The organism is Pedobacter sp. ok626, assembly GCF_900100435.1.
Lineage (GTDB): Bacteria > Bacteroidota > Bacteroidia > Sphingobacteriales > Sphingobacteriaceae > Pedobacter.
Window position 1 is genome coordinate 485865 of record NZ_FNEX01000001.1, and the last position, 17007, is coordinate 502871.

General features: G+C 39.7%; 8 protein-coding genes. All 8 read left to right on the forward strand.

Translation table 11 applies throughout. From position 1 onward, the window contains the following. The first annotated feature begins 88 nt into the window (after positions 1 to 88). The 8 genes from BLS35_RS01660 (at position 89) to BLS35_RS01695 (ending at position 17005) form a co-directional block, all read left to right on the forward strand. Positions 89 to 3535, forward strand: a complete 3447-nt coding sequence (locus tag BLS35_RS01660) for a SusC/RagA family TonB-linked outer membrane protein (protein WP_090777110.1) — start codon at positions 89 to 91, stop codon at positions 3533 to 3535. Positions 3536 to 3547: 12 nt separating this feature from the next. Next, positions 3548 to 5470, forward strand: coding sequence for a RagB/SusD family nutrient uptake outer membrane protein (locus BLS35_RS01665; RefSeq protein WP_090777112.1), 1923 nt, complete (start codon positions 3548 to 3550; stop codon positions 5468 to 5470). 19 nt (positions 5471 to 5489) lie between these two features. After that, positions 5490 to 6722 carry a DUF4959 domain-containing protein gene (locus tag BLS35_RS01670; RefSeq protein ID WP_090777114.1) on the forward strand — a complete coding sequence of 411 codons (1233 nt, stop codon included), beginning with the start codon at positions 5490 to 5492 and terminating at the stop codon, positions 6720 to 6722. Positions 6723 to 6749: 27 nt separating this feature from the next. After that, a complete protein-coding gene (locus BLS35_RS01675) occupies positions 6750 to 7994 on the forward strand; it encodes a DUF4998 domain-containing protein (RefSeq protein WP_090777115.1) in 1245 nt (414 codons plus the stop codon). A 409-nt stretch (positions 7995 to 8403) separates the two neighbouring features. Then, positions 8404 to 9282 (forward strand): AraC family transcriptional regulator, encoded by an 879-nt coding sequence (locus BLS35_RS01680; protein ID WP_090777117.1) that lies wholly within the window; start codon positions 8404 to 8406, stop codon positions 9280 to 9282. A gap of 173 nt (positions 9283 to 9455) precedes the next feature. After that, positions 9456 to 11918: a glycoside hydrolase family 2 TIM barrel-domain containing protein gene (locus BLS35_RS01685; RefSeq protein ID WP_090777119.1), complete on the forward strand. Its 2463-nt coding sequence runs from the start codon at positions 9456 to 9458 to the stop codon at positions 11916 to 11918. Between the two features lie 16 nt (positions 11919 to 11934). After that, a complete protein-coding gene (locus tag BLS35_RS01690; protein WP_090777123.1) occupies positions 11935 to 14406 on the forward strand; it encodes a glycoside hydrolase family 95 protein in 2472 nt (823 codons plus the stop codon). A 1-nt stretch (position 14407) separates the two neighbouring features. Next, on the forward strand, positions 14408 to 17005 hold the full coding sequence (locus BLS35_RS01695) for a glycoside hydrolase family 95 protein (protein ID WP_090777124.1): 2598 nt from the start codon (positions 14408 to 14410) through the stop codon (positions 17003 to 17005). The last annotated feature ends 2 nt before the right edge of the window (positions 17006 to 17007 follow it).

Consider the following 17007-nt stretch of genomic DNA (forward strand, 5'->3'; position numbering starts at 1 on the left):
CGATTGCCCTCGTAGCCACGGTTAGCATCAGGTTCATCCCTTGAAAAATGTACTTAATCAATCAACAATAAACCCAATAACCAAATGTATGAATTTTTACGATCTATTTAGGTCTAAACGCTTTGTTTACAGACCTAATCAAACATTGCGTATTATGAAGTTGATCATCATCATCATGACTACTTTATTAATGGACGTTACTGCCTCAGGCTTTGCTCAGAAGATTACTTTCTCACAAAAGGGGGCATCCATTAAAACTATATTTAAGGAAATTACGAGACAGACTGGATACCAGGTTGTCTGTGATGGAGATTTAATTAACAATGCACCAGCAACTGATGTTAATTTTAGAGAAGCCTCTTTGCAGGAAGTCTTTGATCAGTTTTTTTTTAAAAAGTCGATTAAATGGATTCTTGAGGATAAGACGCTAATCATCAGCAAGGATAAGTTAGTCGTTGAACCCGGCTCAATGCCGAGGCACAAAATCGAGGTTAACCGCCTGGTTAAAGAAATAAGGGGCACTGTTCGGGATACCGTAGGTCCTTTACCCGGAGCTTCTGTTTCCGTTAAAGGTAAAAAGCAGATTGGAACCACCACCGATCTAAATGGTAAATATATGCTGGACGTTATAGACGAAAGTGCTGTTTTAGTTTTCAGTATGGTGGGTTATGTTACAGAGGAAGTTCCTGTAAGAGGAAAAACAATGATCAATGTAACATTAAAGGCGAAGAATAATGATCTTGATGAAACGGTGATTGTTGCCTTTGGTAAACAGAAAAAGGAATCAGTAATCGGATCTATCACTACTATCAATCCAGGTGAATTAAAGATACCTTCCAGTAACCTGACTACTGCTCTTGCCGGGCGTTTAGCTGGCGTTATTGCTTTCCAGAGGAGTGGAGAGCCGGGAAGGGATGATGCAGAGTTCTTTATTAGAGGGGCAACAACCTTTGGCTATAAGACCTCACCATTGATTCTTATTGACAACATGGAATATACCACAACAGATCTGGCACGTTTACAACCAGATGATATCGAGACTTTTTCCATTTTAAAAGATGCATCTGCAAGTGCTTTATATGGTGCCAGGGGAGCGAATGGTGTTATTTTGATTACCACAAAACAAGGGAAGGAAGGTACTCCGAGAATTAATGCCAGATTTGAAAATACGATTTCTCAACCTACTCGCGATATTGAATTGGCTAATCCTATTGATTACATGATGCTTCATAGTGAAGCTGCATTAACACGTAATCCAACGGCCTCAACAATTTATACCCAGAGCCAGATAGACAATACGATAGCAGGTACCAATCCTATTGCATTTCCAATGGTTGACTGGCAGCAAGAGTTGCTGAAAAAGCGTACGATTAACCAAAGACTGAACATGAGTTTAAGTGGTGGAGGTCAGGTAGCAACCTATTTTGTATCGGGGACCTATAATCAGGATAATGGCTTGCTTAAAGTTGATCCACGCAATAATTTTAATAATAATATTGACCTCAAATATTTCAATCTCAGGTCAAATGTGATTGTAAATGTATCCAAAACAACGAAAATGACTGTTCGTTTGAATGGCGGTTTTGACGAATATCAGGGGCCGATTGCTAATGGAGAGGATACATATAAAGCCATCATGCGTACCCCTCAAACGCAATTCTTGCCTTACTATCCTAATGAAGGAATTTATAAGAACGTGAACCATATTATGTTTGGAAATATTCAGGCGGGAGGAGCAAATAATCCTTACGCTGATTTAGTAAAGGGATATAAAGAATACTCAAGATCACTTATGGTTGCGCAGTTAGAGTTTACTCAGGACCTGGCCTTTTTAACCCCTGGGCTTTCCATTAATGGTATGATGAATACAAACAGACGTTCTTACTTTGATGTCGTTCGTCAGTATAAGCCATTCTGGTACGCGGTAAGTTCTTATGACAAGGTTGAAAATTCTTACAGGCTAACTCCATTGAATCCGGAAGGGGGTACAAATTTTCTGGATTTTGTACGCGGAGGTAATCAGTCGGTTGCTTCTAATTTTCATACACAGCTTGCGGCCAATTGGAACAAAAGTTTTAAAGCAAAACACAATGTGAGTCTAATGTCGGTTGTGGTTATGCGATCCGAGGGGCAGGGAAATGCTAGAACTTTACAAGAGTCTTTACCATCCAGAAACCTTGGTGTTTCAGGAAGAGCAACGTACAACTACAATGACCGTTACTTTGCAGAATTTAACTATGCCTATAATGGTTCCGAACGTTTCTCTACCTCAGAGCGCTTTGGTTTCTTCCCAACCATTGGGGGTGCCTGGGCAATTTCTAATGAAAAATTCTTTAAACCATTATTGCCGGTAGTTAATAAATTAAGAATCCGTGGTAATATAGGCTTGGTTGGAAATGATGAAATTGGTAGTGATGCAGAACGGTTCTTTTACTTGTCCGAAGTAGAAATGAACTCGGGCGCAACTGCTGCTAGTTTTGGTACAAATTCAGGAACCAGCAGACCAGGAATATCTGTGCTCAGATATGAGAATCCGTATGTAACCTGGGAAACTTCAAGGAATTCTACTTTTGGACTAGAGCTGGGTCTGTGGAATAAACTGGATATTATCGCGGAATATTTTATAGACCATCGTTATAATATTTTGATGACCAGAGCTTCAATTCCGGCAACTATGGGCTTGCAGGCTGCAATAAAAGCCAATGTGGGAGAAGTTAGATCGAGGTCTTCAGAAATTCAGCTTACCTATAACGATCGTATCGGAAAAGACTTTACCATACAACTGAGAGGTAACTTTACTTATTCAAGGAATAGATTTGAAGCCTATGAAGAACCAGACTATGCACAAGAATGGCTCTATAAGAAAGGACAATCTACCAGTCAACAATGGGGCTATATTGCCGAGCGTCTATTTGTAGATGAGGAGGAAGTACGAAGCTCGCCAAGTCAAAACTTTGGCGGATTCAAGGTAATGGGGGGGGATATCAAATTTAGGGATGTCAACAATGATGGTCAGGTTAATTCACTAGACATGGTGCCAATCGGTCACCCAACTACTCCGGAAATTATTTATGGATTCGGACCGGCTATGTCGTTTAAAAATTTCGATCTGAATTTCTTTTTTCAAGGTTCAGCAAGGTCCTCATTTTGGATTGATGCAGCTGCAACGGCTCCTTTCGTGGGTAACAATCAATTGCTTAAAGTATATGCAGAAGATCATTGGTCTGAGCAAAATAGAAACTTATATGCCCTTTGGCCACGTTTATCCCCAATAGCAAATGCAAACAGTAATGCCCGCAATACATGGTTTATGCGTAATGGTGCTTTTTTACGTCTGAAACAAGTTGAAGCCGGGTACACGCTGCCTAGGAAATTAATGCAAAGATTAAGGGTGAGTAATCTTCGTTTGTACGGCTCGGCAACTAATCTGTTTACGTTGAGCAAATTTAAAATGTGGGATGTCGAGATGGCAGGTAATGGACTAGGGTATCCAGTTCAGCGTGTAATTAATTTTGGTATTCAGCTAGGTCTTTAAAAAACATTAAACATGAAAAAAATTAAAATCATATTAATTGTTGTCTTGATGGGCACATTTGGCTCATGTAAGAAATATTTAGATGTTATTCCAGATGATGTTCCAACTATAGATCATGCATTTAGCTTGCGGACTTCTGCTGAAAAATTTCTTTATACCTGTTATTCTTATATGCCTGCCACAGGAAGTTACGCGACAAATCCGGCTTTTCACACAGTAGATGAAGTATGGAACCCAGATCCGCAGATTGATATTAATGCAGATATGTTCAATATCGCAAAGGGGCTTCAAAATAATACCAATCCTTTTGCAGATTACTGGACCGGCGGCGGAAGTGGAAAAAAGTTATGGCAAGGTATCCGTGACTGTAATATCTTTTTGGAAAATATAGATAAGACCCCTGAACTTGAAGATTGGGAAAAAGAAAGATGGAAAGCCGAAGTGTTATTTTTAAAAGCTTACTATCATTTTTTTCTGCTCAGAATGTATGGTCCTATTCCCATAGTCAGGAAAAATCTTCCATTAGGGGCAACACCGGATGAAGTTAAGGTTTATAGAGAACCTGTGGATGAAGTGGTGAAATATATTGTGGAATTATTGGATGAATCAGCTGCTATAGTTGATATGCCCGATGTATTGGTTGGAACAGAGTTAACTGAGTTGGGAAGAATAACCAGGTCTATCGTATTGTCTTTCAAAGCTCGTGTATTGGTTACAGCGGCGAGTCCATTATTTAACGGAAATCCTGAATATGCGGGATTTAGAGATAAAAGAGGTGTTCAGTTATTTGATCCAAACTATTCAACGCAAAAATGGAGCGATGCCGTTGATGCTTGTAAAACCGCAATTGATTTTCTACATGCAAAAAACTTTAAGCTTTATCATTTCGTTGCACCAACTTCTTATGTCATCAATGATACTATACAAAGGGAGCTGGATCTTCGCTGTGCGATAAGCGATAAAGAACGAAATACAGAAATGATTTGGGTAAATACCTCAAGTACTGCTACTGACATTCAACGTATGGCTATGCCGTTGTTGGCGCCGGGTACAAGTGGTTCGGGACCTAAGGGATTACTTGCACCTCCAATCAGTTTTGTCAGTAAGTTCTACACCAAAAATGGTGTTCCGATTGATGAAGATAAAACCTGGGACTTTAATGGTAAGTACAATTTAAGAGAAGCTGGATTTGATCACCTATTTTACATTGGAAGGGGTGAGCGAACCATAAAGTTTCATTTTGACAGGGAGCCCAGGTTTTATGCATTTATTGGTTTTGATAGGGGCGTATGGTATGGAAACTGGATTAATAATTATAATAAAGAGGCTTTACTTTATGTAAAAGGAAGAAAATCTGAAACAGCTGCGAGACAAGGAATCAGTAATTATTCAATTACAGGATATACGGTTAAAAAACTGGTGAAGATTGAAACCCAGGCGGCGGCAGATGGAAATGTTACCGGAAATAACCAGGCTGCTTATCCATGGCCAGAAATGAGACTTTCTGATTTGTACCTGATGTATTCCGAAGCATTGAATGAGCTTAATGGTTACAGCCCGGAGGCAACACATTGGATTAATCTGGTTAGAGCGCGCGCAGGACTTGGAACTATAGAGGATTCCTGGCGACTATATTCTAACAATCCTTCTAAATACACAACAAAAGATGGATTAAGAGAGATTATTCAGCAAGAAAGAACCATAGAACTTGCTTTCGAAGGTCAAAGGTTTTGGGATTTGAGACGATGGAAAAAGGCACATGTGGAGTTAAATCAGGTGATCAGAGGGTGGGACATCACCCAACAAGAACCGGAAGCGTATTACAGAGAAGTGGTATTATGGAATCAAAGATTTGGGGTAAAGGATTATTTAATGCCCATTAAGCTTACTGAACTGCAGACGAATAATCACTTAACTCAAAACCCTGGATGGTAAGTACTTAATTTAAAACAAAATGAAAAAAGTTAAAATATTTATATACGCGCTAATTGGTCTCTCGATATTTTCATGTAAGGAAGATCTTAGAGCGCCTTTATACGATGGACAAAATCCACCACCGCCAATAAGCAGTGCAAATGTTGAAGCGATACCAGGAGGGGTTAAAATAACTTACAGATTACCAGACGACCCCGGCTTGTTGTATGTAAAGGCAACTTATGATTTGAAAGGGGTAAAAATGGAGGCGAAATCCTCCTATTATAATAATTTTATTATTGTAGAAGGGTTTGGAGATACAAAAGAAAAAGAAGTTAGCCTTTATGCAGTAAGCCGCTCCGAAAAACTTTCCACACCGGTAACGCTTAAAGTTACTCCCTTACCTGCGCCTGTTTATGATGTATACAATAGCCTGCAAGTAAATGAAAGTTTTGGCGGATTTACCATTGCGTTTGAAAATCCGGCAGCCCTGGGCGGTGGTGTTAACAGTAACATTACTATGGGCGTTGTGAGGTGGGACGATACTTTGAAAGAATGGGTTCGCTTTGATAGTTTTTATAGCGGATTGGCCAAAGGAATGTTTTCGGTAAGGCGTCAACCTTCGGTATTGACACAATTTGGAGTGTTTTTAAAGGACAGGTGGGGGAATTATACGGATACACTTAAAACCACATTAACCCCATGGCCTGAGGTAGAGCTAGATCGTACGAAATTTAAAGATGCAAGGAAAAATCCAGTGCCGCAACGTGCCCCTTTTCCTGAACTTACAGGTATAGTTAAGGATGCAGAACATGAAGGAAGTTATCCCTGGGATAAGATGTTTGATGGTGATATTACTACCTTTTTCCATACAAAACAGCGCTATGATATGCCAATCTGGATGCCGGTTGATCTTGGTGTAACTGCTAAACTAAGCCGATATGTTTTATGGCAAAGGACTGGAAGCGGCTGGCCATTTACACATGGTAATCCGCATGAATGGGAAATTTGGGGTACAACTAATGTGGCAGATCCAAATAGTTGGATTAAACTGGACCACCAGGTAATGGTAAAACCTTCAGGTTCGCCAATTGGAGTACTGACTAATGACGACAAGGCTGTGGCTGAATTGGGCATGGAATATAATATTGATCCGGCTTTGCCTGCCGTTAGGTATGTTGCATTTAAACTCATTGACAATTGGGCTTCAATTGGGGGAGCAACAGGGTTTATGCACGTCGCGGAGCTTAAATTTTTCGGTCAGTTAAAATAGTTTTTTCAGATAAATAAGATTTTAATTATGAAACGATATATTAAACAGTATCTCTTTCTCTTACTAGCTGGAGTAATGATGACTTCTTGCAGTAAAATGGATGAATCTTACAGTGGATTCTTAAAGGATGGAGAAAGACTTTACACTGGGAGACCGGATAGTTTGCTGGTTTCGCCAGGAAATGGTCGGTTAAAAGTAAGTTGGAAATTGCCAGCCGATCCTAAAATAGCCACCATTAAATTACTTTGGAATAGGAGGGCTGATTCCCTGATTCTTCCAGTAGAAAGAACTACTGGCGACAAAATGGAACAAATTGTATCTGGCCTGCCTCAGGGTATATACACATTTGAAATTTTTGCATACGATAAAAATGGAAACGCTTCGATTCGATCCGAAGCTATAGGCGAAGTGTTTGGCGCTAATTATCAAAGTATCATTACCAATAGACCAGTTGAAAAGGCCATCCATAGGGTTGTTGAGGATCCCATAAGCCATGTTATTTTATCTGAAGATCCTTACCTGGATTGGTTTGGCGCCAGTGGACAGGTTTCTGAGGTAACAGTTGAATATACAGATAAGTCGAATTCGAAACGGGTAAGAAAAATCAGACAGGTTCCCAATCCCATTAATCCCGAAAGAAGTAAGATTTGGGCTGATACCACCAAGTTGCCCGGTTACAAGGCCAATTCCATCATTAGGTGGAGAACTTCATATTTGCCAACGCCATTGGCTATAGATACTTTTTTTACGGCATGGAATGAAATCATAGCAGAGCGAATAACTATTGATCCTAATTACAAAGACCCGATAGAGTTTCCTAATGATTATCAGATTATTGCCAAACACAGTAACAAACCACTTGTTATAAAAACAGCGAATAATAGTAACAATACCGAAGTCGTACAGAAAGCCTTACCGGCTACTGATTTGTCCTCAGTATGGATTGTTAAACAAATTCCGGGCGAAAATAATACGACCAACAATACCATAACCAATAAATGGAATGGGGCTAAGGATATGGCTGTAAGTGGAGGCTCAATAGATGATAATGCTAAAATTATCCAATATACAAAAGCCGCCGGAGGGACTAATGATACCTGGATTATTAAGTCTGCTAATGCAAATAACACGTATTATTATATTCTCAATTTGAAAAGCAATAAAGCGATTACGATAACAGGATCAGGTACTGGCGATAATGTAAATGCAGTGCAGGCTACCTATACTGGTGCCGATAATCAATTGTTTAAATTTGTATTAGTCAGCCCATAGTTTTTAGTTTTAACAATTAAAAAATGGTGATATAAAATTCTGTTCAAAAGGTTTTATATCACCATTTTTCATTTAAAGGGCATGGGGGAGGGTTTTTTAAGATTTTCACCCCCTTCTTTTAAGATTTTACCCCCTTTTCTATTTCGTCCATTGGTAGATTAGCCTTACCAAATATAATGTTAATAAGACATTAGACAGTCTTTAACCTGTAAAGCTAAACGAGCCATGAACGAAATTTATGTTACCTTTTTACTGCTTACACTTTTATCAAGTACGTTTCGCAGTTTATTCTCAAACAAACATTCCGAACTATCTCTCCCGCTGATGGCAAGTCCCGAGCGGAAGGGTAATCTATTGTTCAATTAATTTTAATCTAACCAAATTTTTAACCTAACCAAATATATTGATCATGAAAGCACAACTACTTAAAGTATCAATGGAGCCTGCACAATCATTTAGTGTAAGACAAGATCTGGAGCCTTCTATTAATAATAAGTGGCACTATCATCAGGAGATTGAATTGATTTATTTCAATAAAGGAGATGGTACACAATTTATTGGAGATAGTATTAAAAGGTTTAAATCAGGAGATATCGTATTGTTAGGCGCTAACTTACCTCATTATTGGAGATTTGATGATGCTTATTTTACTACAGATGTAGAACCTGCACCTGCTGATGTGAGAGTTGTTCATTTTAGTGAGCAACTATTTGGGGATTGTTTTATCAATTTGCCGGAAAATAAGCAATTGAAAGATATCTTAGAAAAGGCCAAAAGGGGAGTAAAGGTTACTGGTAAAAATAGAGAGCAGGTAGCAGAATTAATTACAAGAATGCTAAAGGCCGAAGGAACGGAAAGAATTATCATTTTGATGCAAGCCTTGGTAGAAATTGCAAAATCAAGTCAGTTGGAAGTGCTTTCTTCTGTTGGATTTCATCATGATCTGGAGATGATTGAAAAAGATAGGATCAATGATATTTATGATTACACCTACGCTAATTTCAAAAATAAAATATACCTGGAAGAGATTGCAGAAGTGGCCCGAATCAGTCCGAACTCTTTCTGTCGCTATTTCAAATCTCGCACTCGAAAAACCTATTCGCAATTCTTAATAGAGGTAAAAGTGGGACAAGCTTGTAAGTTACTTATAGAGCATAGTCTTAACCTTAAACAAGTATGTTATAACAGTGGGTTTAATAATTTTGCAAGTTTTCATAAATGTTTTAAAAAGATCACAGGGAAAAGTCCGCTTTGCTATCAAAAGGAATTTGTTAGCGCCTGCGCTTAATGTCTTATTATGCTCTTTTTGTCAATCCGCAATGCGGGTTAGGTATTTTATTTTGCCAAAATAGCTGATGAATAAGCTAAAAGCATGAACGAATATACTGATGCTAATGAGCAATTTAGCATTAGTAAAAAGAGCCCCAAATAACCATATTTTAAAGTTACATAGATTAAGAAGTGAAGAGAGTCAAGCTGGTATTTTTTATAGGATTGCTTATTTGCAGTCAGTATATTTCTGCGCAAAATAAGCAAAGATTAGTGCACAATTGGGAGTATTTAAAAGGTGATTTAGGCGGTGTTTGGGAAGCCATCAGGCCAGTTAAAGAAGGGAATCCAGAGAGCGTTCCATTGTGGCAGAATGTAAGTTTACCACATTGTTTTAATGCACTAAACTCAGTTGATCCTGATGAGAATTATTACCAGGGACCAGGCTGGTATCGTACCCACCTGGCAGTAAGTAATCCATATACAGACGGAAGAACATTACTGCATTTTGAAGGGGCAGGTCAGAAAACACAGGTATATATATATGATAAAAAAGTAGGCGAGCACGTTGGAGGTTACGATGAGTGGACTGTAGACATTACCGATGCGATTAATGCCTTTAAAAAGACTGATGTTTTCCAGAAACAATTTAAAGGAAAAGTACCATTGGAGATCCGTTGCGACAATAGTCGTGATTTGGAAATGATCCCTTCGGATTTATCTGATTTTAATGTTTACGGGGGCTTATATCGGTATTTGAATTTGGTTTATGTACCAAAGGTATCTGTAGATAAAATCTTTGCTGCTGCGACCGTTGATGTTAAGGGCGCATTAGGAAAACTAAATATTTCAGGAAGGCTCCTGAATCCTGATGGAGTAGATACTATTTCTGTCAAAATAGAAGTTAAAGATCCGGAAGGCAAAATTGTGGCTAGCTGGGGAAATCAAATGAAAGCTTTTCATGGCGATAAAGCTTTGTGGGAAACCAGCTTGAAATCACCAAAGCTATGGTCGCCAGAAGCGCCGAACCTTTACACCGTTCAAACCAGTGTTACCGTCAAAGGAGATACACACGTACACCAGGAGAAAATAGGGTTCAGGAATTTTGAATTTGTTAAAAAGGGTCCTTTTATGCTAAATGGCAAACGTTTGTTGTTAAGAGGAACGCACCGTCATGAAGATCATGCAGGTGTAGCTGCAGCGATGACAGAAGGAATGATTCGCCAGGAAATGGTGATGATGAAGGATATGGGCGTTAATTTTATTCGTCTGGGTCATTATCAGCAGTCACGTATTGTGTTGAATTTATGCGATAGCCTTGGTATCATGGTTTGGGAAGAGATTCCCTGGTGCCGTGGTGGTCTTGGTGGTGATGTTTACAAGGATCAGGCGCGCCGAATGTTAACCAATATGATTGAACAGCATTATAACCATGCTGCGGTGATCATTTGGGGGCTTGGAAATGAAAACGACTGGCCGGGGGATTTCAATGAATTTGATGAGCAAAAGATCAGGACCTTTATGAAGGAATTGAATGATCTTTCGCATAAACTGGATGCTTCCAGAAAAACAGCGATAAGAAGATGTGATTTCTGTAAAGACATTGTAGATGTTTACTCGCCATCTATTTGGGCCGGTTGGTATAGAGGGATTTACACGGAATACAAAGATGCTTCTAAAAAGGAATTTGATAGAGTAGATCACTTCCTGCATGTAGAGTGGGGTGGGGATAGTCACGCCGGAAGACATTCTGAAACCCCCGATAAAGCTTTGAGTGAGGTTGAGACAGGGGTTGGAACCGATGAACGTGATGGTGATGCTTCTCTTTTTGGTGGAAGTGCCAGAGTTTCTAAAGATGGTGACTGGAGTGAAAGCTATATTGTCAACTTAATTGACTGGCATTTAAAAGAACAAGAGAATATGCCTTGGTTAACTGGAGCCGCTTATTGGCCTTTTAAAGATTTCTCTACTCCTGTACGTCCGGATAATCCTGTTCCATATATGAACCAGAAAGGGGTAATTGAACGTGATTTCAAGAAGAAGGAAGCTTATTATGTTTTCCAGTCGTATTGGACACAATCACCTATGGTTCATATTTACGGACACTCATGGCCGGTTAGATGGGGTGATGCAGGCGAGAAGAAAATGATAAAGGTTTATTCCAACTGTACTGAAGCTGAACTTTTTCTGAATGGAAAAAGCATGGGTAAAAAGAAGCGTAGCAGCCAGAATTTCCCAGCGGCAGGTTTAAGATGGATGGTTAAATATAACGAGGGGGCAAATCAAATTAAGGTAATTGCCAAGACCAAGGATGGCAAAGAGATTACAGATGAAATTACGCAGCAATACCAAACTGCCAAATGGGGTAAGCCGGCTAAATTGGTATTAGAAAAGATCTCTGAAAAAGATAATATTGCTGTTATACAAGTAAGATTATTTGATGAAAACAATATATTGTGTTTGGATGCCAGCAACTACGTGACATTTGGTTTAACCGGAGAGGGAAGGCTGATCGATGATCAAGGTACCTCAGATGGTTCCCGTAAAGTGCAGCTTTACAATGGAAGGGCGGTGATCAGCGTAAACCTGAATAAAGGTAAAAGCGTGGCAAGTGTAAAAGCAGATGGTTTAGCAGTTAGCTTCCTTACCCTTTAATTAATTTATACTCCTGATGATCAGAAAACTATTTATACTCTTATCCCTGAGCTACAGCGCTCTTGCTTTTGGCCAGGTAAAAAAACTCGACGGGACATTAAAACTGTGGTACAACAGACCTGCTGAAAACTGGAACGAAGCTTTACCAATTGGCAACGGAAGGTTAGGAGCTATGGTTTTTGGTGATCCGGGTAAAGAGCAACTACAGTTAAATGAAGAGACAGTCTGGTCTGGCGGACCAAACAGCAACATTACCTCAGAATCGGGCGCCGCTATTCCAGAACTAAGGAAATTACTATTTGAAGGTAAATTTGAGGAGGCTCAAGCTATTGCTGATGTGAAGATGTTCCCTAAAAAAAATAGCGGAATGATCTATCAGCCAGTTGGTAATCTCTTTGTTAAGTTCGATGGACATGAAAAGGCGACCAACTATTACCGCGATTTAAATATTGAGAAGGCAGTAACTACAGTTACGTATGAACTGGATGGGGTAAAGTATAAAAGAGAAGTGTTTTCTTCCTTTCCAGACCAGGTTATGGTGCTGCGGTTGACGGCTAGTAAGCCCGGTAAAATCTCTTTTAGTGCAACAATGGATTCTCCGCAAAATGGAGTGTTGAAAACTGAAAATGGAAAACTGGTATTTGCTGGAATTACGTCTGATCATGAAGGAGAGAAAGGTCAGATTAAATTTGAGTCGCAGGTGAAGGCGGTTGCTCAGGGTGGAAAAGTTGCGTTAGAAAACAATACCTGGACTGTTAAAAATGCCAATTCTGCAACTGTTTATGTTTCAATAGCTACTAATTTTAAGAATTACCATGATATCAGTGGAAATGCAAATGCAAAAGCAGCTTCATTTTTAGATAAAGCTGTTCAAAAAGATTATGCAACAGCATTGGCAGCGCATATTAAATTTTATCAGCAGTATTTTAATCGTGTTAAGTTTAACATAGGCGTAAATGAGGCTGTAAATAAGCCAACGGATCAGCGTATTGCTGAATTTGCGACTGGTAATGATCCGCATTTAACAGCGCTTTATTTCCAGTTTGGTCGATATTTGCTCATTTCCAGCTCTCAACCGGGGAACCAACCGCCAACTTTACAAGGGATTTGGAATGATAAAATGCTGGCTTCCTGGGACAGCAAGTATACCATCAATATCAATACGGAGATGAACTATTGGCCTGCAGAGGTTACAAATCTCTCTGAATTGCATGATCCGTTATTTAAGATGCTAAAAGATCTTTCTGTTACCGGTAAGGAGACTGCTAAAGTTATGTATGGAGCAAAAGGCTGGGTAACTCATCATAATACTGATTTATGGCGCATTACAGGCCCTGTAGACCGTCCTTATGCTGGTTTATGGCCGATGGGTGGGAATTGGTTAAGTCAGCACCTTTGGGATCATTATATGTTTACCGGCGATCAGCAATTTTTGAAGGAGTATTATCCTGTATTAAAGGGTGCTTGTGAATTTTATCTGGATGTATTGCAGGAAGAACCAACTCATAAATGGTTGGTGGTATCTCCTTCAAATTCTCCTGAAAACACTTATGTTCCAGGCAAACGAGTTTCTATTGCAGCGGGTACGACAATGGATAATCAGCTTTTATTTGATTTGTTTACCAAAACCAGCAAAGCGGCTGAGATTTTAAACTTTGATCCTGATTTTCGTAAGGTGCTGAAAGCTACAATAGCAAGATTAGCTCCTATGCAAATTGGAAAAAATAGTCAGCTACAAGAATGGATGCACGATTCTGATCGTCCGGATGATAAACATCGTCACGTTTCACACCTGTATGGATTATATCCTGGTAACCAGATTTCTCCTTCAAGAACACCTGAACTATTTGATGCTGCCAGAACATCTTTGCGCTATCGTGGAGATCCAGCTACAGGTTGGTCTATGGGATGGAAGGTGAATTTCTGGGCCCGTTTCCTTGATGGAAACCATGCTTATAAATTGATCACTGATCAGTTAAAACTTGTAGGTGGCCGAATTGAGGGCGTAAGTACAACAGGTGGTGGAACTTATCCTAACCTGTTTGATGCACATCCTCCATTTCAAATCGATGGTAATTTTGGCTGTACTGCAGGTATCGCCGAAATGTTGTTGCAGTCGCATGATGGAGTGGTACACTTATTACCTGCATTACCGGATAACTGGCCAACAGGTCAAATTACGGGTTTAGTAGCGCGTGGTGGATATGTGATCGACATTGCCTGGAACAATAATCAAATTACAGAACTTAAAATAAAGTCTAAACTTGGTGGCAATTGTAGGCTACGTATCAACGACAATATGAAGTTTAATGCGGGGAAAATTCCAGCAGCTAATGGGATAAATTCTAATCCTTTTTATGAAACCCCGCAAGTTAAAGCGCCTTTAATTTCAGCAGTAGCGAAATTAAATCCAGTGGGTGTTGCGGCTTCAAAAGACTACGATCTTAAAACTGAGGCAGGTAAGGAATACATTTTTAAATTGAATTGATATGATCAGATATGGTCTTCTTTTTCTTGTCTTAGTTTTTAGTGTGTCAAGCACATTTGCTCAGAAGAAGCAAGAGCCTTTAAAGTTATGGTATAATCAGCCTGCCAAGATATGGGAGGAGGCTTTACCATTGGGGAATGGAAAAACCGGAGCGATGGTATTCGGGCGAGTAAATAAAGAGCGGTTTCAATTGAATAACAATACACTTTGGTCTGGAGCTCCTGATGCAGGAAACAATCCCAAAGCTCAGGCAAATTTACCATTGGTAAGAGCAGCAGTTTTTGCCGGAGATTATGGTAAAGCTGCTGAGATCTGGAAAAAAAACATGCAGGGGCCATATTCTGCCCGTTATTTGACCATGGCTGATCTCTTTTTGGACTTTAACCTTAAAGATTCTATTCCTACTGCTTACCATCGTGAGCTGGATATCAATAATGCGCTAAGTACGGTTACCTATACGCTTGCAGGTGTTAAGTATAAGCGGGAAACGATTATCAGCTATCCGGATCAGGTAATGGCCATCCGTATAACTGCTGATAAACCTCATGCAATCAACTTTACGACAGGTATCAGTAGTAAACTAAAGTATACGGTTACAGCATCCACACAAAATTATCTGGTATTAAAGGGGAAGGCGCCTAAGCATGTGGCTCATCGGGCAACAGAACCACAACAGATCGTTTACGATGATAAAGAAGGAATGACCTTTGAAGTTCATGTACAAGTTAAAGCTGAAGGTGGATCAACAAAGGCGACAACCGATAAGATTGCTGTTAACAATGCCGATGCAGTAACGATTTACCTTACAAATGGAACAAGTTTTAATGGCTTCGATAAGTCACCAGGGCTTGAAGGTAAAGACCCGGCTATCGAAGCTAAGGCTAACTTGAGTAAAGCTTATCCAAAATCTTTTGCAGTCATTAAAACGGCACACGAGGCCGACTATAAGCAACTTTTTGACCGTGTTTCATTTAATCTGACTGATAACAGTGGCTTGGCCAAATTGCCAACAGATGTAAGGTTGTCCAAACAAGGTGCAACAGGCAACGATCAAGGCTTACAGGTACTTTATTATCAATTTGGTAGATACCTGATGATTGCCAGCTCCAGACCAGGTTCTCAGGCTACCAATTTACAGGGCTTATGGAATGACCATGTTCAACCACCATGGGGAAGTAATTATACCGTAAATGCCAATACGCAAATGAATTATTGGTTGGCAGAGAATACAAATCTTTCAGAATTGCATCAGCCTTTGTTTGACATGATCGGTCGTCTGGCTGTTAGTGGTGCAACGACTGCGAAAGTTAACTATGGCATTCAGCAAGGATGGGTAGTGCATCACAATACTGATATCTGGTCTAAAACATCACCTTCGGGTGGATACGATTGGGATCCAAAAGGTGCCCCAAGATGGTCGGCATGGCCGATGGGGGCTGCCTGGTTAAGCACGCATTTGTACGAACATTATTTGTTTACAGGTGATCAGAAATTCCTCAAAGAAAAAGCATATCCCTTAATGAAAGGCGCAGCCGAGTTTATGTTGAACTGGCTGGTTAAAGATAAAAATGGTTATTTGGTCACCAATCCTTCTACCTCTCCAGAAAATATATTTAAGATTGACGGTAAAGAATATGAAGTGAGCAAGGCTACAACAATGGATATGGGCATCATCAGGGAGTTGTTTAACGATTGTATTGAGTCTGCTAAAACCTTAAATATAGATACTGATTTTCGCGAACGCCTGTTAAAAGCTCGTGCAAAGCTATATCCATTCAATATTGGGAAATATGGACAGTTGCAGGAGTGGTTTAATGATGTGGATGATCCTAAAGATACACACAGGCATTTATCTCATTTATTTGCGCTATATCCTGGAAATCAGATTACCACACAAAATACTCCTGAACTTGCTGCTGCCGCAAAGCAATCATTAATTCATCGTGGTGATGTGAGTACTGGTTGGTCGATGGCCTGGAAAATGAATTGGTGGGCCAGATTAAAAGATGGAAACCATGCTTTAAAGATTCTAAAAACTGGACTTACCTTAATCGATCCAGCTAAAACAGTGGAGCCAAAACCGGATCCAAAAGCTCCGGCTGCACAATTAACGAATATCCAAATGAGTGGGGGTGGCACTTATCCTAATTTATTTGATGCCCATCCACCTTTTCAAATCGATGGAAACTTTGGGGCTACTGCTGGCATAACGGAAATGTTGTTACAAAGTAATGAGGGCGAAGTAAGCCTGTTGCCAGCATTGCCAGATGAATGGAAAAACGGTAGCATCAAGGGGATAAAAGCCAGAGGCAATTTTACGGTTACTATCGATTGGAAAAATGGGAAATTATCCGAAGCTCAGATCTATTCTGGATTAGGTGGTAACTGCAGGCTAAGCACAACTGTGCCGGTAAAAGTCGTTGGCGTTGTTTCAACAGCAGCCAGGGGTTCAAACAGCAATAACTTAAATGAATTGTCTGAAAAACCAGTATACCATAAAAATGAACAAACAAAACTTCAGGATCTTGAACTGAAAAAGAACTATATCATAGATTTCAAGACTGAAAAAGGAAAAACCTATAAAGTAATTACCCAATAAAC